Genomic DNA, 24,582 nt, shown 5'->3' on the forward strand with positions numbered 1-24,582 from the left:
CCCGACGTCCCGCCCGGAAGCCACAGATTCTCGTTCCTTCGGACCGTTCCGTTACGTGTGCCTCGCACGCGCAGCTATCGGTGTCTGAACTGTCTCGATCACGCCGTCACCCGCTCGTTCGACACCTCGCACCTCTCGATGACGTGCCCGAACTGCGGGTCGTTCGAGCGGTTCGCCAACGAGGCGGTGATCGAGCGGTTCGAGTCGCTCGAGGCGTCGCCGCCGTCGGAGTTCGACTGGGAGCGGCTGGAGCGGCGGGAGAAGCTGCTGGTCGCCGAGCGCCTCGCTCGCACGGACAAGACGCTCGCCGACTTCGACGTGGCCGTCGACGAGGAAGCGGCGGACGGGCCGGCGGAGGGGGCCGACCCCGAGGCGGGCGACGCGTAGCTACCGGGCGTACAGCTTGCCGCCGACGAGGGCGGCGAGCCCGACGCCGTCGCCCGGCGTGACGGCCACGTAGGGCCGCTCGACCGGGCCGAACACGTCGACGACGCGGCCAACCGTCGAGAGCGACTCGTCGACGACGCTCGCGCCGATCCGGGGCGGCTCGGCGCCGGCGTCGCCGCGGGCGATCGCGAGTCCGCCGGCCGTGCGAACGACGGTGCCGACGCGCCGCACGGTTACTCCCGCAGCACGCCGAGGTACGCGGCGATCGCCTGAACGAGGTCGTTCTTCGCGGTGTCTTCGGTGCCCTTGACCACGACGGAGCCGCGGGGCTCGAACTCCCGGGAGTACGTCGCGTCGCGCTCGACGACCGCGTCGTAGCCGACCTGCTGGACGGCCTTCGCGATCTCGTCGACGGTCGGCGCTTCGACCGCCAGGTCCGTCGGGACGCGGCGGCCCTCCGAGCGTGACAGCTCGGCGTCGAAGTAGGCGGGGTAGACGACGTTCTCGACCATATCGGATACCCTCGCGCGCGGCGTAAGGTCGTTTCGGACCGGCGCGCGCGCGACGCCAGTCAGGGCGTGCGGAACTCGAAGCGGGCCCCGCCGTCCTCGCTCGCGAGCGCGTGGGCGGTCCAGCCGTGCGCCTCGGCGATGCGCTCGCTGATGGCGAGCCCGAGCCCCGTGCCCGACTCCTCGGTCGTGAAGCCGCTCTCGAACACCCGGTCGGCGTCTTCCGGGAGCCCGATCCCGTCGTCTTCGACGTAGAATCCCGCGGAGTCGCCGTTCTCGTCTCGCGCCAATTCCCCGACACGGACCGAGAGCGGGTCGTCGGGGGCGTCGCTGCCGTGCTCGACGCTGTTGTCGGGCTCTGCCCGACCCCTCGTGGAGCCGTGTTCCACGCTGTCGCCGGACCCCGTCCGGCTGCCAGTGGAACCGTGTTCCACGCTGTCGCCGGACCCCGTCCGGCTGCCAGTGGAACCGTGTTCCNCTGTCGCCGGACCCCGTCCGGCTGCCAGTGGAACCGTGTTCCACGCTGTCGCCGGACCCCGTCCGGCTGCCAGTGGAACCGTGTTCCACGCTGTTCCGGAAGACGTTCTCGAACAGTTCGCACAGCCGCGTCCGGCTCGCCTCCAGGCTCGCGTCCGTCTCGACGTCGAGGGTCGCACTCCCGGTGTCGACGCTCTCCCACGCCTCGCGTGCGACGTCCGCCAGCGAGACGGAGTCGGTCTCCCCCACCGAGCGCCCCTGTCTGGCCAGCGACAGGAGGTCCGCGACGAGTTCGTCCATCCGGTCGAGCGCGTCCGCGGCCTTCTGTAGGGAGGCCGTGTCGTCCGTCTCGCGGGCGAGGTCGACGTACCCCTCCGCGACCGACAGCGGGTTCCGGAGGTCGTGGGAGACTATCGAAGCGAACTCGTCGAGCCGCTCGTTCTGCCGCCGGAGGGTCTCCTCGCGTTCGCGCCGGTCGGTGACATCGGTGTAGATGGCGTATCCGGCCGCGTTGGCGGCGTCGAGGTGGATCGGAATGACGTGGAGGATGAAGTGGCGCGGCCCGTCGACGGTGGTCCGCGTCACCTCTCGCCGGACGTTCGCCCCGCGCCGTAGCTGGTCGTTGAGTTCGCCGGCTTCGGACTCGGCGTCGGGGGGGACGATGTACTCGTCGATGGACTCGCCGAGGACCGTCTCCACCTCGTAGCCGAACGTCGCCTCGAACGCGTCGTTCACCTGTCGGACGATCGGTTCGCCGTCGACGTAGTCGTAGGCGATGGCCGGGTCCGGGACGTTCGTGAACAACGCGAGGAGCCTGTCGCGCTCCCCCCGGAGCGTCTCCGTGACGGCGATCCGATCGAGCGTCTCCTCCAAGTGCGAGCCGAGCAGCTCCGCCAGTCGCCGGTCGGCACCGTCGAACTCGTCGGCGGCGGCCGCCGCGAGCTGGAGGACGACGTCGTCGCCCACGGGGACGGTGAGCACCGTGTCGAACCGGCTCTCGGGGTTCGGATTCGGGGCGATGGAGGCGTCGCCGGTCTGGACCGCCTTGCCGGCCACGCCGGCGCCGACGCGGACGCGGTTACAGTCCTCGACTGGCGTCCCGCTGGAGGCGACCACGGGCTCGACCCACTCCCCGTCGCGGACCGCGACCACGCACTGGTACTCGGGGAACACCTGCTCGGCGACCGCGATGGCCGCCCGGTACGCCTCGTCGACCGACCTGACGGCGGCGAGTTCGGTCATCCCGGCGTTGAGCTGCTCGATCCGGGAGGGAGTCCGCGTCGGCTGCGACCGGACGACGGACCGCCGAGCCCGTTCGAGCAGCCACGACACCGTCTCCGAGAGCGCCTCCGGCGACCCGGCGACCGCGTCCACGAGCGGGTCGGTCGCGACCCGGTCCGTCGGGTCGTCGACGTACGCGACCACGGCGCCGACGCCGTCGGCCGACCGGACCCGTTCGAGCCCCGGTTCGTTTACCACGACCGTCACGTCGGCCCCGACGAGCCGCGCCTCGTCGACCCCGTCCGGGGCGGCGGCGTGCGCCTCGGCCGCCCCGCCGTCGCCGGAGTCGCGGCGCTCGGCGTCGAGGTGGGTCCCGAGTTCGCCGGCGAGTTCGGGGTCGTCGTCGAGCACGAGGACCGACGCGCGCTCGCCCAACGCGGAAGTCACAATTGAACGTACTAGGCCGCGCAGAGGGTATAAATCTTCGTACCGATCGCCTGAACGCGGCGCTGTCGGGCGCTTCCGACCGATCGCGGCGTCCGCGGTCGCCCACGAGAACGGTCGTCGTCGCTCCGTCCGAAAATCCGCCGTCGAGCCCGGCTCGGGGGGCCGAACGCCGCCGTTGCGCACCGCGAGCGACCCCGGAACCCTTTTGGAGCAACACGGGCCACGTTCGTGTAATGAGCGATCTCGAAGCGGAGTACCGTCTCGACTACTTCGAGGAGGAGGGGTTCGAGCGCAAGGAGTGTCCCTCCTGTGGCGCGCACTTCTGGACCCGCGACGCGGAGCGGGAACTGTGCGGCGAGCCGCCCTGCGAGGACTACAGCTTCATCGACGACCCGGGCTTCCCGGAGGCGCACTCGCTGTCGGAGATGCGAGAGGCGTTCCTCTCTTTCTTCGAAGCGAACGATCACGAGCGGATCGACCCGTACCCGGTCGCCGCGAACCGGTGGCGGGACGACGTCCTCCTGACGCAGGCGTCGATCTACGACTTCCAGCCGCTCGTCACCTCGGGGCAGACGCCGCCGCCGGCGAACCCACTCACCATCTCGCAGCCGTGCATCCGGATGCAGGACATCGACAACGTCGGGAAGACCGGCCGGCACACGATGGCGTTCGAGATGATGGCCCACCACGCGTTCAACACGCGCGAGGAGGTCGAGGAGGACGAGTACGCCTACCACGGCGAGGTGTACTGGAAAGACGAGACGGTCCAGTACTGCGACGAGCTGTTCGAGAGCCTCGGCGCCGATCTGGAGGCGATCACCTACATCGAGGACCCGTGGGTCGGCGGCGGCAACGCCGGCCCGGCCATCGAGGTCATTTATAAGGGTGCCGAGCTGGCGACGCTCGTCTTCATGTGTATGGAGCAGGACCCCGACGGCGACTACGAGATGAAAGACGGGAACACGTACTCGTTCATGGACACGTACATCGTCGACACCGGGTACGGGCTCGAACGGTGGACGTGGATGAGCCAGGGGACCGCGACGGTGTACGAGGCGATCTACCCCGACGCCATCGACTTCCTGAAGGAGAACGCGGGGATCGAACACACGGAGGCGGAGCAATCGATCGTCCACCGCGCCGCGAAGCTCTCCGGCCGGCTCGACATCGACGACGTCGACGACGTGGAGGCCGCCCGCAGCGAGATCGCCGACCGTCTCGACGTCGACGTGGATCGCCTGCGCGAACTGGTGGAGCCGCTCGAATCGATCTACGCGATCGCCGACCATTCGCGGACGCTCGCGTACATGTTCGGCGACGAGATCGTCCCGTCGAACGTCGGCACGGGCTATCTCGCCCGGATGGTACTCCGCCGGATGAAACGCCTCGTGGACGAGGTGGGCGTCGACGCGCCCCTCGACGAGCTGGTCGACATGCAGGCCGAGCGGATCGGCTACGAGAACCGCGACACGATCCGCGAGATCGTCCGCAGCGAGGAGCGGAAGTACGAGCGCACGCTGGAGCGCGGCGCGCGCAAGGTCGAACAGCTCGCCGACGAGTACGCCGGGGCTGGAGAACCGATTCCGACCGGGGAACTCTTGGAGCTGTACGACTCCCACGGGATCCAGCCCGACATGGTCGCCGACATCGCAGACGATCGCGGCGCGACCGTCGACGTCCCCGACGACTTCTACGCGCTCGTCGCCGACCGCCACGAGGAGGGTGACGCCGCGGCGGCGGCCGACGAGCGCGACGAGCGGCTCGCCGACCTCCCCGAGACGGAGAAGCTGTTCTACGACGACCAGGGGCGCACGGAGTTCGAGGCGGTCGTCCTGGACGTGGTCGACGCCGAGGAGGGGTACGACGTCGTGTTGGACCAGACGATGTTCTATCCCGAGGGCGGCGGGCAGCCGGCCGACAGGGGACAGCTCACGGTCGGCGAGACGACCGTCGACGTCACCGACGTCCAAGAGGCCGACGGGGTCGTCCTCCACCGCACGGACGCGGACCCCGGGAAAGGCGAGTTCGTCAGGGGGCAGGTCGACGGCGACCGCCGCGAGCGGCTCTGCGCGCACCACACCGCGACCCACCTGATCGGCCACGCCGCCCGCGAGGTCCTCGGCGACCACGTCCGACAGGCGGGCGCACAGAAGGGGACCGACTCCGCGCGGCTCGACGTGCGCCACTTCGAGCGCATCACCCGCGAGGACGTGAAGGCGATCGAGCGCGTCGCCAACGAACTCGTCCGCGACGATGTCCCCGTCAGGCAGGAGTGGCCCGACCGCAACGAGGCGGAGGCGGAACACGGCTTCGACCTGTATCAGGGCGGCGTCCCGCCGGGAACGAACGTCCGGCTGATCCACGTCGGCGACGCCGACGTACAGGCCTGCGCGGGCACCCACGTCGACCGGACCGGCGAGATCGGCGCCGTGAAGGTGCTGAAAACGGAGCCGGTTCAGGACGGCGTCGAGCGGATCGCGTTCGCCGCCGGCGCCGCCGCCGTCGAGGCGACCCAGCGCACCGAGGACGCGCTGTACGACGCGGCCGACGTGTTGGACGTCGACCCGCTCGACGTGCCCGAGACGGCCGAGCGCTTCTTCGAGGAGTGGAAGGCCCGAGGCAAGGAGATCGAGTCGCTCAAAGAGGAGCTCGCGGCCGCGCGCGCCGCCGGCGGCGCCGACGCCGAGGAGGTCGAGGTCGCCGGGACGACGGCGGTGATCCAGCGGCTCGACGGCGACGCCGACGAGCTGCGCGCCACCGCCAACGCCCACGTCGACGACGGGAAGGTCGCGGTGATCGGCAGCGGCGCCGACGGCTCCGCGAGCTTCGTCGTCGGCGTCCCCGACGGCGTCGACGTGAACGCCGGGCAGGTCGTCTCCGAACTCGCCGGGCGCGTCGGCGGCGGCGGCGGCGGCCCGCCGGACTTCGCGCAGGGCGGCGGCCCGGACGCCGACGCCCTCGACGACGCGCTCGACGCGGCGCCGGACGTCCTCCGCAGCCTACAAGAGGCCTGAGTACCCGCGATTTCCATGCCGTACGCGACCAACGCCGGCACCGAAATCCGGTACGAGGTGGACGCGCCCGACGCCGGCGATCCGGACGAGGCGGTCGTCTTCTGCGGCGACGTCGGCCTCGGCGCGTGGCAGTTCGGCTGGCAACACGCCGCGCTCGCGGGGCCGCACACGGTGATCACGCCGGAGACGCGCGGCGTCGGTCGGTCGGACGCGCCGCCCGGCCCTTACCGAGTCGAGGACCTCGCGGCCGACCTCGACGCGGTCTGCGCGGCCGAGAGGATCCGGAACGCCCATCTCGTCGGCTACGGGCTCGGCGGGATGGTCGCCCTCACCGCCGCGCTGACCACCTCGCGGCCGGCAAGCCTCTCCCTCGTGGGGACGCCACCTGCGGGCGACGCCTACAACCCAGACGGCGTCTGGGCCGACCCGGCCGACCCGGCGGCGGTCGAGGGGTCGCTCTCCGGGCTGCTCTCGGTCGACTTCCGCGAGGCGCACCCGGACGCGCTCTCGCGGATCGCGGAGTGGCGCGTCGCGGAGGACGCCGACCGCGAGGCGTACGAGGCGCACCGCGCCGCGGTCGATGGATTCGACCTCGCCGACGCGCTCTTCGAGGTCACGACGCCCGCGCTCGTCGTCCACGGGAGCGGCGACACCGCCTGTCCGGTCACCGCCGGCGAGACGCTCGCGGAGGGGCTCCCCCGCGGGGAGTTCCACGCCGTCGAGGGCGCCCGGCACCTCGTCGGCGTCGAGGCGTCGGCCGCGGTCAACGACCTGCTCGTCGGCTGGCTCGCCGAACACGCGACCGACCGGTTCGAGTAGGACCGGCGTGCGGCATACTCCGGCGGGCGAGCGCCCCGTCCGCGTCGTCGGCCGGCGTGTCCGGCGCCGCAATCGTTTTGTGACTCTCCCGTCTCCGTTTGGTCAATGACTCACCTTCGGTTCGCTCTGTTGAACGCCGCCCACGACGGCGCGAACACCCGTCGGAACTTCCGGCGAGAGATCGACGCCGACCTCGTCGAGTTCGACGCCGTCGCGGGAGACCTCCCCGACCACACCGAGTTCGACGGCGTCGTGGTGACGGGGTCGCGCTCCTCAGTCTACTGGGACGAGGCGTGGATCCCACCGCTCGTCGACTACGTCGCCGAGGCCGCCGCGGCCGGCGTCCCGGTCCTCGGCGTCTGTTACGGCCACCAGGTGCTCGCGGAGGCGCTCGGCGGCCGCGTCGCCGGGATGGACGGGTTCGAGATCGGCTACAACGAGATCCGCCAAGTCCGTGGGGACCCGCTGTTCGAGGGGATCGACGAGTCGTTCACTGCCTTCACGACCCACGGCGACGCGGTGGTCGAACTGCCGCCGTCCGCGACGCTGCTCGCCGAGAACGACCGCGGCGTCCACGCGTTCCGCGACGGCCACTGCTGGGGCGTCCAGTTCCACCCCGAGTACGACGTCGAGACCGCCCGCGACGTGACCGACGGCAAGCGGGATCAGATCGGCGACGCCCGCGTGGACGGCGTCCTCGACTCGATCACGCCCGAGGCGTACGACGCCGCCTGCGAGGCGAAGAAGCTGTTCGAGAACTTCACCGCCTACGCCGAGCGGCTGGCGGCCGGCGAGGCGGAAACGGTCGCCGCGGACGACTGATCGGTGCCGTCGCCGCGGTCTCGGTACGCGGCCCCCGGTCGAACACGCTTATACCGTTCCCGGACCGATCCTCGATATGAACGTAGTACCGGACACGAGCGCGGTCGTCGACGGCCGCGTGTCCGAACGCGTCGCGGACGGGACCTACGAGTCGGTCACCGTGTTCGTCCCGGAGGCGGTCGTGGGCGAACTGGAGTCGCAGGCGAACGACGGGCTCGAATCCGGCTGGGACGGGCTGAGCGAGCTCAAGCGGCTCGCCGACTTCGCCGACGACGAGCGGATCGAGCTGCGGTACGTCGGCGAGCGCGCCAGCGGCGACGCCCGCTCGAACGCCCACGAGGGCGACGTGGACGCGCTGATCCGCGACCTGGCCGCCGACCACGACGCGACGCTGCTCTCCAGCGACGTGGTCCAGGCAGAGGTCGCCCGCGCGAAGGGGCTCGACGTCGAGTACGTCGAACCCGTCGCCCGCGGCGTCGTGGACGACCTGCCGATTCAGGAGTTCTTCACCGACGAGACGATGTCCGTCCACCTCAAGACGGACACCGTCCCGAAGGCGAAGCGCGGGACGCTCGGCGAGATGCGCTACGTCGAGATCGACGAGGGACCGACCGACGAGGCGCAGATGCGCGAGTGGGCCAACTCGATCGTCGACCTGGCCCGCCAGTCGAGCGAGGGGTTCATCGAACTCTCCGACGACGGGATGGACATCGTCCAGTTCCGCGACTACCGGATCGCGGTGGCGCGGCCCCCCTTCGCGGACGGCATCGAGATCACCGCGGTCCGCCCCATCGCGAAGACGACCCTCGACGACTACGAGTTCGCCGACGAGTTGCGCGACCGGTTCACGGAGCGGAAGCGCGGCGTACTCATCTCGGGGTCGCCCGGCGCCGGCAAGTCGACGTTCGCGCAGGCGGTCGCCGAGTTCCTCAACGACAGCGACTACGCGGTGAAGACGATGGAGAAGCCGCGGGACCTCCAGGTCGGCCCGGAGATCACCCAGTACGGCGCGCTCGGCGGCGAGATGGAGAACACCGCCGACTCCCTCCTCCTCGTCCGGCCCGACTACACCATCTACGACGAGGTGCGGAAGACGAACGACTTCGAGGTGTTCTCGGACATGCGGATGGCCGGCGTCGGGATGGTCGGCGTCGTCCACGCCTCCCGCGCCATCGACGCGCTCCAGCGGCTCGTCGGCCGCGTCGAACTCGGGATGATCCCCCAGATCGTCGACACCGTCGTCTACATCGAGGCCGGCGAGGTCCACACCGTCTACGACGTGACCACGGAGGTGAAGGTGCCCGCAGGGCTCACCGCCGAGGACCTCGCCCGTCCGGTCATTCAGGTGACGAACTTCGAGACGGGGACCCCGGAGTACGAGATATACACGTTCAACCGGCAGGTCGTCACCGTCCCGCTCGACGAGGAGGGGGGCGAGGCCGAGAGCGAGTCCGGCGTCGGCCGCATCGCGAAAAAGGAGATCGAACGCGAGATCAAGTCGGTCGCGCACGGCCGCGTCGACGTGACGCTCAACGGCGACGACGAGGCGGTCGTCTACGTCACGGAGGGCGACATCGGCACGGTGATCGGGAAGGGCGGCGGCCGCATCGCCGACATCGAGAACCGGCTTGGGATCGACATCGACGTCCGCACGCACGACGAGAAGCCGGGCGGATCGGGAGGCGGCCCCGCCGGCGGCGCCGCCGAGAACGGCCGCGGCGACGGGCAGGTCGGCGCCGAGCGCGGGACGGTGGTCGCGCCGGAGATAACCTCCCGGCACGTCGTCATCGACGTCGACGACGGCGTCGGCGAGACGGTCGAGGTGCGCGCCGACGGCGAGTACCTCTTCACCGCCACGGTCGGGCGCGGCGGCGAGGTCCAGGTCTCCCGCGGCTCCGCCATCGCCGAGGAACTGGAGGACGCGATCGACCGGAACCGGACCGTGACGGTCGTCCCGGCGCGCTGAGACGAGAGCCGTCCGGCGGCGCGCCGAGACGACGGCCGTCCGGGCCGCTCGCGACCCGACGCGGACGTTTCCGAACCCTGTCACGTCGTCGTGCGACGCGGAGACGTACCACGATCGACGTATCGTATTCCTCCTGAAAGATAACGCTTTTTTGCTGTTGGTCGGAACGACGTGGTATGGCCGATGAGTTAAAACGCGGGCTCGAAGGCGTCCTCGTCGCGGAGTCGGATCTGAGCTACGTCGACGGCGAGGTCGGAAAGCTCGTGTATCGCGGGTACGACATCGAGGACCTCGCGCGGGGCGCGAGCTACGAGGAGGTGCTGTACCTGCTGTGGCACGGCTCCCTGCCCACCGCCGCGGAGCTCGACTCGTTCGCCGTCGACCTCGCGGCGGAGCGCGATGTCGGCGACGACGTCATCGAGACGGTTCGCGCGCTCGCGGACGCCGGCGAGCGCCCGATGGCCGCGCTCCGGACCGCGACGTCGATGCTGTCCGCGTACGACCCCGACGAGGAGAGCGACGACGACGGCGAGGCCACCCTCCGTCAGGGCCGTCGGATCACGGCGAAGATCCCGACGGTCCTCGCGGCGTTCGAGCGCGTCCGGCAGGGCGAAGCGCCCGTCGCCCCGGACCCGGAGCTCTCGCACGCCGGGAACTTCCTCTACATGCTCACCGGGACCGAGCCGGACGCGGTGAGCGAGGAGACGTTCGACATGGCGCTCACGCTCCACGCCGACCACGGGCTCAACGCGTCCACGTTCACCGCGATGGTGATCGGCTCGACGATGGCCGACGTCTACTCCGGCGTCACCGGCGGTATCGGCGCGCTCTCCGGTCCCCTCCACGGCGGCGCGAATCAGGACGTGATGGAGGTGCTTCACGAGATCGACGCCTCCTCGAAGGATCCGGTCCAGTGGGTGAAAGACAAGCGGGACGACGGCGGACGCATCCCCGGGTTCGGCCACCGCGTCTACAAAGTGAAAGACCCCCGCGCGAAGATCCTCGAAGAGAAGCTTCGCGACCTCTCGGAGTCGTCGGGCGACACGAAGTGGCTCGACTACACCACCGCGATCGAAGAGTACCTCACCGACCAGGGGCTCGTCGAGAAGGGGATCGCCCCGAACGTGGACTTCTACTCCGGCTCCGTCTACGACTCGCTCGGCATCCCGGTCGACATGTACACGCCCATCTTCGCGATGAGCCGCGTCGGCGGCTGGATCGCCCACGTCGCCGAGTACCAGGAGGACAACCGCCTCATCCGCCCGCGCGCCCGGTACACCGGTCCCGAGGACTCCGAGTTCGTCCCCCTCGACGAGCGGTAACGGAGTTCGCGCGCGACGCGTACCGAGTTTCCCCGTCTCCTCGTTCCCGTTCCTCACTCGAACGCGGCGATCCCCGTCAGGTCCTCGCCGAGTACCAGCGTGTGGATGTCGTGGGTCCCCTCGTAGGTGTAGACGGTCTCGAAGTTCGCCATGTGGCGCATCGGCGAGTAGTCGGTCGTGATTCCGTTGCCGCCGAGCATCTCGCGGGCGATCCGCGACTGGTCGCGCGCCATCCGGACGTTGTTGCGCTTCGCCATCGAGACGTGCTTGGGCGTGAGGTCGCCGCGCTCTTTCAGCTCCGCGAGCCGGTGGGCGAGCAGCTGGCTCGTCGTGATCTGAGTGGCCATCTCCGCGAGCTTCTCCTGTTGGAGCTGGAACCGCGCGATCGGGCCGCCGAACTGGTCGCGGTCGAGCGCGTACTCGCGGGCCTGCTCGAAGCAGTCGCGCGCGGCGCCGACCGCGCCCCACGCGATCCCGTAGCGCGCCTGCGTGAGACACGACAGCGGTCCCTTCATGCCGTTTACTCCCGGGAGGACGTTCTCCTCGGGGACCGAGACGTTCTGAAGGGCGATCTCGCCGGTGATCGACGCCCGCAGCGAGAGCTTATCGTCGATCTCGTTGGTGGTGACGCCGTCGCGGTCGGTCTCGACGAGGAATCCGCGGACCGGCCGCCCCTCGGCGGAGGCGTCGCGCGCCCAGACCACCGCCACGTCCGCGATGGGGGCGTTCGTGATCCACGTCTTCGAGCCGTTGAGGACGTAGCCGTCGCCGTCGCGCTCCGCGGTCGTCTCCATCGCCGAGGGGTCCGACCCGTGGTCGGGCTCCGTCAGTCCGAAACAGCCCACCGCCTCCCCGGTACCGAGGTCCGGCAGCCAGCGCTCCTTCTGTTCGTCGCTGCCGTACGCGTGGATGGGGTACATCACGAGCGCCCCCTGAACGCTGGCCATCGACCGGAGCCCGGAGTCGCACGCCTCCAGCTCCTGCATCAGGAGGCCGTAAGCGGTCTCTGAGACGTTCGGCAGCCCGTAGCCGTCGAGGTTCGAGCCGTAGAAGCCGAGGTCGCCCATCTCGGAGATCAGGTCCGTCGGGAACGTCCCCGCCTGAAAGTGATCGCCGATGTCGGGGCGGACCTGTTCGTCGACGAACTGGCGGGCGGTGTCGCGGATCAGCCGCGCTTCCTCGTCGAGGTCGGCCTCCAGCCCCACGTAATCGAGCATGATCGTTCGTGGGCGTCGCGTCGACAAAAGCGGTTCGCCGTCGTCGCGACCGCGCGCTCGCTCCGCCGCTCTCGCTCGACCGGCTCAGACCCCGAACCGCTCGCGGGCGAACTTCGCGAGCAGCGGGATGTCGTCGAGGTGGAGGAGCTTCGCCATCGCGCTCTTGTCGCCCTGATTCGCCTTTTCGAGGGCGTTGTCGTCGGTCTGACGCAGGTCGCGCATGAACCGGTCGTACCGGTCGTTGGGAGCGAGATACAACAGCCGCGTGAGCATCAGTCGCGCCTTCATCCGCGGGGCCACGTCTCGATGCCAGAGCCGCTCGTAGACCTCGAGGCTCTCCGCGTCGAGGCGACGCTTCGAGTCGGTGAGACACCGGTCAACGGTCGCCGCCGCGGCGCGGGCCGACTTCATCCCCTTGTGGATCCCCTCGCCCCACAGCGGATCGATCGACGGGACCGTGTCGCCGATCGCGAGGAAGCGGTCGGTGTGCATCTGGTCGGGCATCTGGATGTGTGCGGAGCCGCGGTGAACCTTCTCGTCGATCTGTTCGGCGTCTGCGAAGCGTGGGTCGCGGCTCACCCAGTCGTCGAGGTAGCCGTCGACGGTCTTCCCCGCCTCAGCGAACTCGCGGTGCCGGTCGTTCTGGATGTAACAGATCCCCACCTTCGCGGTGTCCTCGCCGGTCGCGAAGATCCACGAGTAGCCGCCGGGCGCGATGTCGTGGTCCAGGCGGAGCATCATCGCGCGCCGGAGGTCGGCGTACTCGGGGTGGTTCATCTCGACGCCCTCCATCTCGTACTCGATACCGATCGCCTGGTTCTCGCGTTCGAGGTCGACGACGTCGAGCGCGCTCGCGAGCGGCGCGGCCGGGCCGGTGGCGTCGATCACCACGTCGGCGTACACCTCCTCGTCGCCGTTGTACCGAACCCCTTCGATGACCCCGTCGTCGTCGAGGATCGGCCGCGAGACTCGCGCGTCGAAGCGGTACTCGGCGCCGTTCTCGCGGCCGTCGGCGACGAGGAACCGCTTGAACTCCGCGAACTCCAACACCGCCCCCGGCTGGTAGCTCTCGTAGTACTCGTTGGGCGACTCCAACACGACGTCGTCGGTGTACGACATCACGACATCGTCGGGGATCCCGAACGAGGACATCATCGACGGGAACGTGCCGGCCGTCGACTTGTTGCTCTGTCGCGGGAACTCGTCTTCCGACTCCGTCTCCAAGACGACGACGTCGTAGTCGCGCGTGGCCAGGTCGCGGGCGCACTGCGCGCCCGCCGGACCGGCCCCGGCGATAGCGACGTCGTAGCGATCAACCATACACGCCAGTTGCGGACCCAGCTAATTAGGCTTGCTGAAACTTGCCGAAAAATCCGCGAGAACCCGCTCGTTCGGCCGGTTTTGGCCGTCGAGAGAGGTCGGAATCGCCCCGGCCTCCTCGGGCGGTCTCAGTAGAACTCGCGGACGAGGTCCGTCGCGCTCTCGGGGGCCCCGTCCGGGATGACGGACATGTCCTCGTCGACGCCGTGCTGCTCGTGGTACGGCACCGACGACTCGTCCTTGTAGATGACGCCCTGGTGTTCCCTCTCGTTGTCAAGGATGACGTCCTTCGCGTCCTCACGGGAGGTCGGGTCGTGGTCCTCCTCCTTCAGGTCGACCAGCGAGTCGCGGAAGTAGTCGTACGTGTCGACGTCGTTGAACGTGACGCACGGCGAGTAGACGTTGACGAAGCCGAACCCGTCGTGCTCGATGGCCTCCTGGATGATCTCCTGGTGGCGGAGCGCGTCCGAGGAGAACGACTGCGCGATGAACGTCGCGCCGGAGGCGAGCGCCAGCGCGTGCGGGTTCACCGGGGGCTGTTTCGGGCCCTCGGGGCTCGTCGACGTCTCGAAGTCCTCGCGGGAGGTCGGCGACGCCTGACCCTTCGTCAGCCCGTAGATGCGGTTGTCCATCACGACGTACGTCATGTCGACGTTGCGCCGGACGGCGTGGACGAAGTGGCCCGCGCCGATGGAGTAGCCGTCGCCGTCGCCGCCGGCGACCATCACTTCGATGTCGGGCCGGGCCATCTTGACGCCGGTCCCGACGGGGAGCGCGCGCCCGTGAACGCCGTGGAGCGCGTAGCTGTGCATGTACGTGCCGATCTTACCGGAACAGCCGATGCCGGCGACGACGAAGGTGTTGTCGGGGTCGTTGCCCGTCTCCGCGAGGGCCTTCATCATCCCGTTCATCGTGCCGAAGTCGCCGCACCCCGGGCACCACGTCGGCTGCTTGTCGGACTTGAAGTCGGTGAATCGAATGTCTGAGCTCATTGGTTACGCCTCCACCCCCTCTGCGAGGGTCGACTTGATCTCCGCTGCGAGTTCGTCGGCCTTGAACCGCACGCCGTTGTACTTGTTCACGCGGTCGACCCGTTCGAGCACGTCGTGCTCGACGAGGTCCGCGAACTGTCCCTGCTCGTTACACTCGACGACGACCGTCGTCTCGGCCGCTTCGACGTCCGCCGAGAGGTCCGGCCGCGGGAAGATGTACGGGACCGAGAGGACCCGCACGTCCTGCCCCTCGTCGTCGAGGATCTCGACCGCCTCGGCGAGCGCGCCCTCGTTCGACCCCCACGTGATCACGAGGTCGTCGGCGTCCGCGTCGCCGAACTCGCGCGGGCTCCAGTCCTCGCGCTCGCGGGCCGTCTCCACCTTCCGGTTGCGCTTGTCGACCTGCGCGACGCGCATGTCGGTGTCCTCCGTCCGGCGGCCCTGCTCGTCGTGTTCGAGGCCGGTGGACATGTGCGCGCCGTCGGCCGTGCCGGGGAACGCCCGCGGCGAGATGCCGTCGTCGGTGAGTTCGTGAGGCTGGAAGCCGCCCGACTCGTTCATGTGGTCGTCGATCGTCGTCTCGTCGACGACGTTGCCGCGGTCGACCTCGACCTCGTCCATGTCGAAGGTCTCCGGGGAGAACGTCTGCTCGGTGACCGCCATCGAGAGGTCGGCGGTGAGGTAGACGGGGAGCTGGTACTTTTCGGCGAGATTGAACGCCTCGACCGTCTTCCAGAAGCACTCGTCGATGGTCGTGGGGGAGAGGACGAACCGCGGCACCTCGCCGTGGCCGCCGTACAGCATCTGGTTCAGGTCGCCCTGCTCCTGTTTCGTCGGCATCCCCGTCGAGGGGCCCGAGCGCATCACGTTACAGATGACGAGCGGCGTCTCCGAGGTGGCGATGAGCCCGAACGTCTCGGTCATCAGGTCGATCCCCGGCCCGGAGGTCGCCGTCATCGCGCGGGCGCCGCCCCGGGCCGCGCCGAGCGCCATGTTGATCGCGGAGAGCTCGTCTTCCGCTTGGACGACGTGACCGCCGTACCGCTCGATGCGGCCGGTGAGGTACGTCATCACGTCGGTCGCGGGCGTGATCGGGTAGCCGGCGTAGAAGCGGCAGCCGGCCGCGATGGCGCCCATCCCGATGGCCTCGTCGCCGTTGAGGAGGACGTAGTCCTCGTCGGTGGTCTCCAGGTCGTAGTCGAACTCGTGGTCGTACTCGTCGGCGACGTACGACCGGCCCGCGCGGGCGGCCTCCTTGTTGTTGTCGACGAGCTTCTGTCCCTTGTCCTTGAACCGCTTCTCCAGCGCCGAGTCGAGGTTCTCGATGGGGAACTCGGCGACCTCGCAGGCGGCGCCGAGCGCGACGACGTTCCGCATGATCGCCCCGCCGGCCTCTTCGGCCAGACTCTTGAGCGGCACGTCGAGCCCGATCATCTCCTCGGGGATCTCGACGTCCTGCATCGTGGTCCGCTCGCCGTCGTAGATGATCACCGACCCCTCGTGGAGCTCGTCGAGGTTCTCCTCGATCGTCCGGGGGGTCAACGCGATCAGCACGTCGAGCCGGTCAACGACGCTCTGTACCTTGTCGACGGAGGTCCGCACCTTGTAGGCGGTGTACCCGCCTCGGATCCGCGATGCGAAGTCCTTCGACGTGAACACGTGCCGACCCGCGCGGGAAAGCGCCTGTGCGAAGATCTTCCCCGTCGAGTCGATGCCGTCGCCGGCCTCTCCGCCGACAGCCCAGTTGAAATCCGCGGCCATGTGCTATGGGCAAGGTTCCGGCGGACTCATCAAAAGGCTTCTGGAAGGAGCCACCGAGGTGTTTCTGGACGAATACGATTTTTCTCGCGAATATTGTCAACTCTATGCTCTATATCCGGCTTCTATACGAAAATAACTGAACAAACATCCACCAGTTTCCTCACGATCGACCCCTCGCGTCGGACCCGTTTTCGACGATCATCGAATTATTGGGCCCCTCCCGGACGCGTCGGCGAGGATGGGCGTGTGGCGTGGGCGGGCGTGTGGCGTGGGCGGGCGTGTGGCGAGGGCGGACATGTCGAGTGGGGGCGCGACGCGTCACTGGGTTTCGACACGGGCAGGACCGACGCCGACGGGAAGGGGTTTGTGTCTCCCCCGCCGATCCGACGTATGGACACGACAGCGACGGTCGAGTCGGTCGAGTCGGTCGGCCCCGACACGTACGCCCTTCGCTTCCGCGCGCCCGAGGGGTTCGCGGCCGAACCCGGACAGTTCGTGAAGCTCGGCACCGAGATCGACGGCGAGTCGGTCGCGCGCTTCTACACGCTCTCGTCGCCCCGCGTCGGCGAGACGTTCGAGGTCACGGTCGGCATCGACCCCGAGGACGGCGGCGAGTTCTCGGCGTTCCTCTCGGGCGCCGAGGCCGGTACCGAGATGACGCTCTCGGGCCCGTTCGGCGACCAGCACTACGACGGCGAGGCCCGTGCGGTCGTGATCGCGGGCGGTCCCGGGGTCGGCCCCGCGGTCGCCATCGCGGAGCGCGCGCTCGACGAGGGCGCCGAGGCCGCGGTGGTCTACCGCGACGACGATGTCGCCCACGCCGACCGGATCGACGCCCTCCGCGAGCGGGGCGCCGCGGTCAAGCTGCTCGACGCGGACGACCCCCTGACCGACGCCGTCGGCGAGGCCCTGACGGGCGCGGACGGCGAGACGACCTTCGTCTACGGGTTCGCCGACCTCGTCGCCGACGCCGAGGCCGCCGTCGACGCGGCCGGCGGCGACGCGGACGCCGCGAAGGTCGAGAACTTCGGGTAGCCGCGGTCGCCGAACGGCCGCGACGAAGGCGCTGCGCGCTCGGCGAATCCTTCCCCGTCGCGGTCGGTCGGCGAATCCCTCCTCGTCGCGGCCTCGTCCGCCGGTGCCGCCACGCTTTACGTACTCCCCCGACAGGTGCGGGTATGGACTACCGGCGACTCGGGGACACGGGACTCAGCGTCTCGGAGCTCTGCTTCGGGACGTGGCGGTTCGGGCGCGAGACGAACGGCGTCGTGGAGACGGGTCGCGAGGAGTCGCACGAGCTCCTCGACGCGGCCGCGGACCGCGGAATCAACTTCATCGACACGGCCAACGTGTACGGGACGCCGAACGGGAAGAGCGAGACGTACATCGGCGAGTGGCTCGCGGACCGCGACCGCGAGGACTACGTGATCGCCTCGAAGGTGTACTTCCCGTTCGACGGGCGCGGCGAGCCCGGCCCCAACGACTCCGGGCTGGGACGGAAGCACATCCGCGCGCAGATCGAGGGCACCCTCGACCGGCTCGACACCGATTACCTCGACGTGTACTACATCCACCGCTGGGACGAGGAGACGCCCATCGAGGAGACGATGCGCGCGCTCGACGAGCTGGTCGCCGAGGGGAAGGTCCACCACCTCGGCGCGTCGACGATGGCGGCCTGGAAGCTGACGAAGGCGCAGTGGACCGCGGACATCAACGACTACGCGAGCTTCGACGTGGTCCAGCCGCTCCACCACGCGGGCTACTACGAGGACGTGAGCGAGTACCTCGACGTCTGTATCGATCAGGACCTCGCCGTCTGCCCGTACTCCCCGCTCGCGGGCGGGTTCCTCACCGGGAAGTACGAGCGCGCCGACCCGGACGACCCGGATCAGGTGATCGCGCCCGACGGCTCCCGGGCGAGCTTCGACGACCGGTTCGAGCGCTTCTACCTCTCCGAGCGCGGCTGGAAGGTGCTCGATGAAGTTCGCGCGGTCGCCGACGAACTCGACGCGACGCCCGCGCAGGTCGCGCTGGCGTGGCTCACCGAGTGGGACGAGTTCACCTGCGTCCCCATCGTCGGCGCGCGGACGGTCGACCAGCTCGACGAGAACGTCGCGGCGGCCGACCTCGACCTCTCGGACACCCAGTGGGACCGAATCATGGACGCGCGCTACGACCCGGACGGGAACCTCTGGGGACACTGAGGGGCGGGACGGGAGAAATCGAGCGGGCGCCTCGCGCTACGTCTCGAAGTCGGGGAGGTCGTCCGGCGCGTCGAAGTCGGCCTCCCAGTCGATGTACTCCTCCTTGAGCGTCTCGCAGACGATCTGTCCCAGCTCCGTGAGCCCCGCGTTGATCGCGGAGACGGTCCCCCACGAGTCGAGGTCGGGGTGGAGGTCGCGCTCCTTCCAGTCCTCGGGGAGCCCCGGGGCGTGGTAGCCGACGCGGTCGGCGAAGTCGTCCCAAAAGAAGTCGAACCGGGAGACGAGGCCGAGGTCGACGGCGATCCGCCAGTCGTCCTCGTCCATGTCGCTGCCCGCGGCCCACTCGTCGAACGCCTCCTCCCACGCACCCTCGCGGAGGAACTCCTCGAGGTCGTCGCGGCGGTACTCCCCGCCCGCCACCTCGGCGTCCTCGTACTCGTTCGGGTCGACGGCGGCGAGTTCGGGGGGCTCCGGCGGGTCGACGTCTAGTGACATGCCCGGAGATGGGCGCCGCCGGGGCAAAACCCTACGGGAACGGAGCGCGGCGAGGGGGTCGGCTCGCACGCTCGGCCGTCGTGTCCGCTCCGATCCGCGCGCTCGGCCGCCGCGTCCGCTCCGATCCGGTCCTTTTACCGCGGTTCCGTTCCGAGGGCGGGTATGGACCTCCGCGCCGTTTCGCGTCGCGTCGGGATCGCCGCCGCCGTCGTCACCGTCGTCGCGCTCGTCGCGCCGTACGCGGTCATCACCGGGCCGGAGTACGCGAGCCAACTGGCGACCTACTACGCGTCCGGCGTCGTCGGCTGGACCGGAATCGCGCTGTTCGCGCTGCTGTCCGCGGTCGTCATCGCCTCCGTCGAGCGGGGGAACGTCGACCCCGGGACGCTCGCCGGCGCGGCGGTCGTCCTCGGGGTCGCGACGACCGCGAGCGCGGCGACGTGGGCGCTGGCGGTCGAGCCGAGCTCGGTGTTCCGCGACCACCTCTGGCTCGTGTGGCACGCGCGCGCCGTCGTCGCGCTGTCCGTCCCCGTGCCCCTCGCCGCCGCGGCGTACGCCCGGGCGCTGTTGACGTAGGAACCGGCCGCCGAACGAAAGGCCCTTATGCCGCACCCGAATATCGTCGAGCGGACTAGGTCGGGCGGTTAGGCCCCGCTCGTCACCCGTGAGGCAGTCTTCAGCGGGGACCGAACAGCGGGCACGTCCGGTCAGACCGGCACGGGCCCCGAGAGCCAACGTGGAAGCCTCGTCCGCCGGGGACAGCGGTCCGCGGCGCTCGCTCGCAGGAGCGATCCGTCGCGGTTCGTCGGCGACACTGGGTCAGGCGCGGAAGCGAGCAGCCCACCGCCGGACGCCCGTCGCTCGTCGGGTCGCGGGGTGGAGGAGGCAATCGGGATACCCCGTGCCGGAACGTCGGGCTACCCCGCCTGTCCGCCATTCATACCGATTCTCGTCTCGTGAGCGGAAGCGCCATCGTATTGTGGTCGGTGGTGTGACAGTCAAAATCGTATACGCGATCGACATTACTGCCCCGAACCCCTCCGAAGCCCCAGCCACGAGGCCGCCGTACGCTCGCTGCGCTCCTCGGTCGCTCGTTTCACTCGCTCCCTGCGGTGCTTGCGTCGCCTACGACGGCCTCGCGGCTGCCCCTTCGAGTCCCACCCGGCACAGCACCACAGCCTCACGCCTCCCCAGCCTCGCGCGTGCTGCTCGGCCGCGATGCGACCTCGCAGGCACGCGCCACCGCAACCGCGGAGAACAGATGATGTCGCTGCTCAGCGACCGGTGTCGTACTTGTACGTCGCCGAGTCCGGGTCGATCCCGAAGTCCTCGGCGGACTCCTCCGGCTCGTCGTCGCCGGTCGGCTCGGCGTGCTTGAACGCCCTTCGAAGGCTGCTCGGCATCTCGAACGCGTCGACGGCCAGTTCGAGGCCGACGACCCCGCCGCCGAGGAACTCCCGCTTCTCGGTGAGGCGGTCCGAGAGCGCGGGCGGGAGGTCGTCGGTGTCGACGCGCTCGAAGCCGAACTGCGAGAGGTACTCCGGCTGGTCGGTGAGCACGTACACCGTCTCGAATCGATCCGCGGCCGCGGTGTCGACGAGGCGCTCGACGACGTGCGCCCCGACCCCGCGGTGCCGCCACTCGGGGAGGACGCCGATGCCGGTGAGCTCGATCCGGTTCGCCTCGTCCTCGTCGCCGCGGTGGAGGCGGAGCCGTCCGAACCCCGCCCGGTCGCCCGACTCCTCGTCGACCGCGATCACGTAGTCCCGCGACCGGAAGGCGACGTCGTCGAGCCCGAGCTGCTCGATAGCGTCCAACAACCACGCCTCGTCACGGTTTTTTGCGTCGCGGACGTACATAGAAGACCGTACGAGACCGGAGGTGAAAAACGGTTCCCCGACCCGGTCGCCCGCCGTCATCGCGTCGCTTTTGCCCGCCGACCGCCGACCGGAGCGCATGGATTTCGGCGCGCTGGCGGAACGGGCGGAACGGGTGGCCGCGAACGACGGCGACATCGAGACGACCCTCGCGGTCGCCGACCTGCTCGCGGACGCCGGCCCCGCCGCCGGTGCCGAGGGTGACGGTCCCGACGGGACCGCCACCGACGACCTCCCCGTCGTCGTTCGGTTCCTCCTCGGTCGCGTCTTCCCCGCCCACGACACCCGCACGCTCGACGTGGGCCCCGCGCTCTGCCGCGAGGCCGTCGCCCGCGCCGCGGGTCCGAACGTCTCCGCTGACGATGTCGAGGACCGCCTCGCGGAGCGCGGCGAGATCGGCGCCGTCGCGGCCGCGTACGACTTCGGCGGCCAGCGGGGGCTCGCCGCGTTCGGGAGCGGCCGCGACGCGCTCACGGTGGCCGACCTCGACGCGGAGCTGCGGGACCTCGCGGCCCAGAGCGGCGACGGCAGCGAGTCGCGCAAACGGGACGCGCTGTTCGGGCTGTTCACGCGGTGTTCGCCGATCGAGGCCGCGTTCCTCGCCCGACTCGTCCTCGGTGAGATGCGGCTCGGCGTGGGCGAGGGAACGGTCCGCGACGCGGTCGCGGAGGCGTTCCTCGCGCCCAAGACACCGTCCGGTGATGCGGACGGCCCGGGGGTCGCAGACGATGCGGCGGACGATGCCGACGTGGAGGATCTTGAACTCGCCGCGCCCGGAGACGCCGTCGCGGCCGTCGAGCGCGCGCTTCAGGTGACCAACGACTACGGGCGGGTCGCGGTCCGCGCCCGCGACGAGGGGATCGCGGGGCTCCGCGAGGAGTCGCTGCGCGTCGGCCGCCCGGTTCAGGCGATGCTCGCGCAGGCGGGCACCGCGACCGACGCGGTCGACGCGTTCGGCGAAGTCGCCGTCGAGACGAAGTTCGACGGCGCCCGCGTTCAGATCCACTACGCGCCGGCCGGAGACGCGCCGGCCGGAGACGCGCCGGACCGGGGCGCGCGGGCCGGGGACGCGCCCGGCGACACCGAGGGGGAAGCCGGCGCGGAACTCGGTCCGCGGCTCTACTCGCGGAACATGGACGACGTGACCGAAGCGCTTCCGGAGATCGTCGAGTACGTCGCCGAGCGCGTCGACGTGCCCGTCATCCTCGACGGCGAGGTCGTCGCGGTCGACGACGACGGCGACCCGCTCCCGTTCCAGGAGGTGCTGCGGCGGTTCCGGCGGAAACACGACGTCGAGCGCATGCGCGAGGCCGTCTCGCTGCGGCTCCACGCCTTCGACTGCCTCCACGCCGACGGCGACGACCTGCTCGACGAGCCCCTCCGCGATCGCCACGACAGGCTTCGAGAGGTCCTCCCCGACGCGGCCGCGGACCTTGCGCTCGCCGACGACGCGGACGCGATCGCGGCCGAGGAGCGGGCGTCCCTCGACGCGGGCCACGAGGGCGTCATGCTGAAGAACCCGGACGCGGCGTACACGCCCGGCGACCGCGGGCGCGACTGGCTGAAGCGAAAGCCGGACGTGGAGACGCTCGACGCCGTCGTCGTCGGCGCCGAGTGGGGCGAGGGGCGCCGCGCGGAGCTGTTCGGCACGTTCCTGCTCGCGGTTCGCGAGGGGGACGCGTCCGCGGCGCAGGACGACGGGAACGACGCCGGCGATCGCAGCGCCGCCGACCACGACGCCGACGACCTCGCCCCCGCGGGCTACGCCACGGTCGGCAAGGTGGCGACGGGGATCACCGACGAGGCGCTCGCGGACCTCACGGAGCGGCTAGAGCCGCACGTCGTCGACGAGACGGGGACGAGGGTCGCGTTCGACCCCGAACTGGTGGTCGAGGTCGGCTACGAGGAGATCCAGACCTCGCCGACGTACTCGGCGGGCTACGCGCTCCGGTTCCCCCGCTTCGTCGGCGTCCGCGAGGACAAGGGCGTCGCCGACGCCGACTCGCTCGCCCGCGTCCGTCGGCTCGCCGGCGACGACTGAGCCGAATCCGGTGGGCAGCCGGCGACGTTCCGACACGCGAAACTCCTTGACGGTCCGGTTCGTAGCGTAGCACATGCCAGGCCCGCTCGGCGACGCGACGCGGCGCGACCTCACCGACGCGGCCGCCGAGCGGCTCGCGGCGGCGGGGTTCGCGGTCGACCGGCCCGAGACGGGCGCCGAGCCGCCGGCGATCGCGACCCGCGGCGACGACCGGGTGGCGGTGGAGCCGCTCGCCGCCGACGACGCGACGCCCACGGTGATCGTCTCCCGGCTCGGGCACGCCCTCGACCGCGACCGCCGGGTCCTGTTCGTCGCCCGCGACGACGCCACCGCGGCGGCCGTGCGCGACCTCCTCGCCGACCCGCCGCTGCTCGCCGATCGGACCGACGGTCGACGGACGTTCCACGTCGGTCCGGACCGGATCCCCGTCTCGGGCGGCGGCTACGCCTGCGTCCGGTCTGACGGCCTCGGCGATCCGACGTTCTCGTGGCGCGAGACTGACACGCCTCTCGGCCCGGTGACGGCTCACTCGGACGTCGACGCGGCCGCGGTCGACGACGAGGGGCGACCCGTCGTCCCGCGGCTCGTCTGCGAGGTCGACGGGGCGCCCGTCGCCGTCCTCGCGGGCGTCGATAGCCTCCATACACCGCCGGACGCGGCGTTCCCGTTCGCGTACCGCCGCGACCCGGACGACAAGCGGTTCCGCGTCCGCCGGGGAGACGACGGGACGGTCGTCGAGACGGTCGGCGGGTTCGCGGCGCTGCGCGAGGCCGGATCCGTCCCGATTCCGATGCCGCTCGTTCCCGAACACGCGCTGGGGCGGTCGGTCGACGACGACGCGCTCGCGGCGGCGTGGGACCTGTCCGTGATCGTCGAGGAAGAGCGATAGCCACCCTCAAGATGCCCGCGTCCGGACCGTGGGCCATGACGGTCCGCTACGAGGAGTTCTCGGTGGAGTGGCTCGGCTACGCGACGGCGCGGCTGGAGACGGACGGGGGACCGGTCGCCTACACCGACCCCGGTCGGTACGGCGTCCTCGACGACTACTGGGCGCGCGACGGCGACCTCGTCGTCGTTACCCACGACCACCACTACGACAGCGACGGGATCCGGTCGGTCGCGAGCGAGGATGCGACGCTCGTGATCTACGAGGCGGTCGACCCCGCCGGCATCGACCGCGACGTGGAACCGGTCGACACGCTCGCCGAAGAGTACGACGTGGTCCGCGTCGGCGAGGAGGAGCGCGTCGACGTCGAGACGCCCGCCGGCGAGGTCCGAGTGTGGTCGGTCCCGGCCCACAACGACCCGGGGGGGCCGAACGCGGGCGCCGACGGCTCGGTCGCGCACCCGCCCGGCTTCGGCTGCGGCTTCCTGCTGTCGCTCGGCGGGCGCACCGTCTTCTGGCCCGGGGACTCGGACGCGCTCGACGGGTTCGCCGAGCTCGACGTCTCCGTCTTCCTCGCGAACATCGGCGGGGGCGGTATCGTCGCCGACCGGCACGAGGCGGCGGAGTTGGCCGAGGCGATGGACCCGGACCTCGTCGTTCCCATCCACTACGACACGTTCGACCTGCTGGAGGCGGACGGCGAGGCGTTCGCCGGCGACGTGGCGAGTCGGTCGATCCCCGTCGCGCTCGACGCACGCTCGGCGAATCAGTAGTCGGGGGCGACGGCGCGGGACTCCCGCGGCCG

The 24,582-nt window shown here is 70.3% G+C and carries 20 protein-coding genes, 1 other RNA gene and 2 pseudogenes; 13 read left to right on the plus strand and 10 right to left on the minus strand.

Annotated features, from left to right (window positions below; genetic code table 11):
* Positions 1-57 precede the first annotated feature (57 nt).
* Positions 58-387: a hypothetical protein gene (locus C463_RS01250; RefSeq protein WP_008440363.1), complete on the plus strand. Its 330-nt coding sequence runs from the start codon at positions 58-60 to the stop codon at positions 385-387.
* Here C463_RS01250 and C463_RS01255 read toward each other — a convergent pair whose 3' ends face one another.
* From C463_RS01255 to C463_RS01260, 4 genes and pseudogenes are all read right to left on the minus strand, one after another.
* On the minus strand, positions 388-618 hold the full coding sequence (locus tag C463_RS01255; RefSeq protein WP_008440364.1) for an H/ACA ribonucleoprotein complex subunit GAR1: 231 nt from the start codon (positions 616-618) through the stop codon (positions 388-390).
* Between the two features lie 2 nt (positions 619-620).
* Entirely contained in the window at positions 621-899 is a 279-nt protein-coding gene (srp19, locus tag C463_RS18315) for a signal recognition particle subunit SRP19 (RefSeq protein WP_004596410.1), read from the minus strand.
* Positions 900-958: 59 nt separating this feature from the next.
* A pseudogene (locus C463_RS20250) lies at positions 959-1,225 on the minus strand (ATP-binding protein); the annotation flags it as partial.
* A 118-nt stretch (positions 1,226-1,343) separates the two neighbouring features.
* Positions 1,344-3,041 (minus strand): annotated as a pseudogene (locus tag C463_RS01260) (histidine kinase dimerization/phospho-acceptor domain-containing protein); the annotation flags it as partial.
* A 233-nt stretch (positions 3,042-3,274) separates the two neighbouring features.
* Here C463_RS01260 and alaS point away from each other — a divergent pair.
* The 5 genes from alaS (at position 3,275) to citZ (ending at position 10,984) form a co-directional block, all read left to right on the plus strand.
* Positions 3,275-6,055 (plus strand): alanine--tRNA ligase, encoded by a 2,781-nt coding sequence (gene alaS / locus C463_RS01265; RefSeq protein WP_008440366.1) that lies wholly within the window; start codon positions 3,275-3,277, stop codon positions 6,053-6,055.
* Positions 6,056-6,070: 15 nt separating this feature from the next.
* Positions 6,071-6,874 carry an alpha/beta fold hydrolase gene (locus tag C463_RS01270; protein WP_008440367.1) on the plus strand — a complete coding sequence of 268 codons (804 nt, stop codon included), beginning with the start codon at positions 6,071-6,073 and terminating at the stop codon, positions 6,872-6,874.
* A 105-nt stretch (positions 6,875-6,979) separates the two neighbouring features.
* The gene (locus tag C463_RS01275; RefSeq protein ID WP_008440368.1) at positions 6,980-7,696 is read left to right on the plus strand and encodes a type 1 glutamine amidotransferase; all 717 of its coding nucleotides are present in this window, start codon (positions 6,980-6,982) and stop codon (positions 7,694-7,696) included.
* A gap of 76 nt (positions 7,697-7,772) precedes the next feature.
* Complete coding sequence (locus C463_RS01280) at positions 7,773-9,662, plus strand: PINc/VapC family ATPase (RefSeq protein ID WP_008440369.1); 1,890 nt, start codon at positions 7,773-7,775, stop codon at positions 9,660-9,662.
* A gap of 176 nt (positions 9,663-9,838) precedes the next feature.
* Positions 9,839-10,984, plus strand: a complete 1,146-nt coding sequence (gene citZ / locus C463_RS01285; protein ID WP_008440370.1) for a citrate synthase — start codon at positions 9,839-9,841, stop codon at positions 10,982-10,984.
* A gap of 53 nt (positions 10,985-11,037) precedes the next feature.
* On the opposite strand, the gene C463_RS01290 is transcribed toward citZ, so the two are convergent.
* The 4 genes from C463_RS01290 to C463_RS01305 all read right to left on the minus strand — a co-directional run bounded on the left by C463_RS01290 (position 11,038) and on the right by C463_RS01305 (position 16,274).
* Positions 11,038-12,201 carry an acyl-CoA dehydrogenase family protein gene (locus C463_RS01290; RefSeq protein ID WP_008440371.1) on the minus strand — a complete coding sequence of 388 codons (1,164 nt, stop codon included), beginning with the start codon at positions 12,199-12,201 and terminating at the stop codon, positions 11,038-11,040.
* Between the two features lie 84 nt (positions 12,202-12,285).
* Positions 12,286-13,521, minus strand: a complete 1,236-nt coding sequence (locus C463_RS01295) for a digeranylgeranylglycerophospholipid reductase (protein ID WP_008440372.1) — start codon at positions 13,519-13,521, stop codon at positions 12,286-12,288.
* Between the two features lie 128 nt (positions 13,522-13,649).
* Complete coding sequence (locus C463_RS01300) at positions 13,650-14,513, minus strand: 2-oxoacid:ferredoxin oxidoreductase subunit beta (RefSeq protein ID WP_008440373.1); 864 nt, start codon at positions 14,511-14,513, stop codon at positions 13,650-13,652.
* Positions 14,514-14,516: 3 nt separating this feature from the next.
* Positions 14,517-16,274 carry a 2-oxoacid:acceptor oxidoreductase subunit alpha gene (locus C463_RS01305; protein WP_008440374.1) on the minus strand — a complete coding sequence of 586 codons (1,758 nt, stop codon included), beginning with the start codon at positions 16,272-16,274 and terminating at the stop codon, positions 14,517-14,519.
* Positions 16,275-16,664: 390 nt separating this feature from the next.
* Between C463_RS01305 and C463_RS01310 the strand changes: the two genes are divergently transcribed.
* On the plus strand, positions 16,665-17,309 hold the full coding sequence (locus C463_RS01310; RefSeq protein WP_008440375.1) for an FAD-dependent oxidoreductase: 645 nt from the start codon (positions 16,665-16,667) through the stop codon (positions 17,307-17,309).
* A gap of 143 nt (positions 17,310-17,452) precedes the next feature.
* The gene (locus tag C463_RS01315) at positions 17,453-18,478 is read left to right on the plus strand and encodes an aldo/keto reductase (RefSeq protein WP_008440376.1); all 1,026 of its coding nucleotides are present in this window, start codon (positions 17,453-17,455) and stop codon (positions 18,476-18,478) included.
* A 36-nt stretch (positions 18,479-18,514) separates the two neighbouring features.
* Here C463_RS01315 and C463_RS01320 read toward each other — a convergent pair whose 3' ends face one another.
* Positions 18,515-18,973 (minus strand): hypothetical protein, encoded by a 459-nt coding sequence (locus C463_RS01320; protein WP_008440377.1) that lies wholly within the window; start codon positions 18,971-18,973, stop codon positions 18,515-18,517.
* A 162-nt stretch (positions 18,974-19,135) separates the two neighbouring features.
* Here C463_RS01320 and C463_RS01325 point away from each other — a divergent pair, with 162 nt between their 5' ends.
* Entirely contained in the window at positions 19,136-19,549 is a 414-nt protein-coding gene (locus C463_RS01325) for a DUF7548 family protein (RefSeq protein WP_008440378.1), read from the plus strand.
* A gap of 48 nt (positions 19,550-19,597) precedes the next feature.
* An RNA gene (gene ffs, locus C463_RS17345) (signal recognition particle sRNA) lies at positions 19,598-19,909 on the plus strand.
* Between the two features lie 338 nt (positions 19,910-20,247).
* Here the strand turns inward: ffs and C463_RS01330 are convergent.
* Entirely contained in the window at positions 20,248-20,832 is a 585-nt protein-coding gene (locus tag C463_RS01330; RefSeq protein WP_008440379.1) for a GNAT family N-acetyltransferase, read from the minus strand.
* A gap of 97 nt (positions 20,833-20,929) precedes the next feature.
* Here C463_RS01330 and C463_RS01335 point away from each other — a divergent pair, with 97 nt between their 5' ends.
* From C463_RS01335 to C463_RS01345, 3 genes are all read left to right on the plus strand, one after another.
* Entirely contained in the window at positions 20,930-22,891 is a 1,962-nt protein-coding gene (locus tag C463_RS01335; protein WP_008440380.1) for an ATP-dependent DNA ligase, read from the plus strand.
* A 73-nt stretch (positions 22,892-22,964) separates the two neighbouring features.
* Positions 22,965-23,780 carry a hypothetical protein gene (locus tag C463_RS01340; RefSeq protein WP_008440381.1) on the plus strand — a complete coding sequence of 272 codons (816 nt, stop codon included), beginning with the start codon at positions 22,965-22,967 and terminating at the stop codon, positions 23,778-23,780.
* A gap of 35 nt (positions 23,781-23,815) precedes the next feature.
* On the plus strand, positions 23,816-24,550 hold the full coding sequence (locus C463_RS01345; RefSeq protein WP_008440382.1) for an MBL fold metallo-hydrolase: 735 nt from the start codon (positions 23,816-23,818) through the stop codon (positions 24,548-24,550).
* Positions 24,551-24,582 lie beyond the last annotated feature (32 nt).

This window comes from Halorubrum californiense DSM 19288 (assembly GCF_000336875.1).
GTDB classification, from domain to species: domain Archaea; phylum Halobacteriota; class Halobacteria; order Halobacteriales; family Haloferacaceae; genus Halorubrum; species Halorubrum californiense.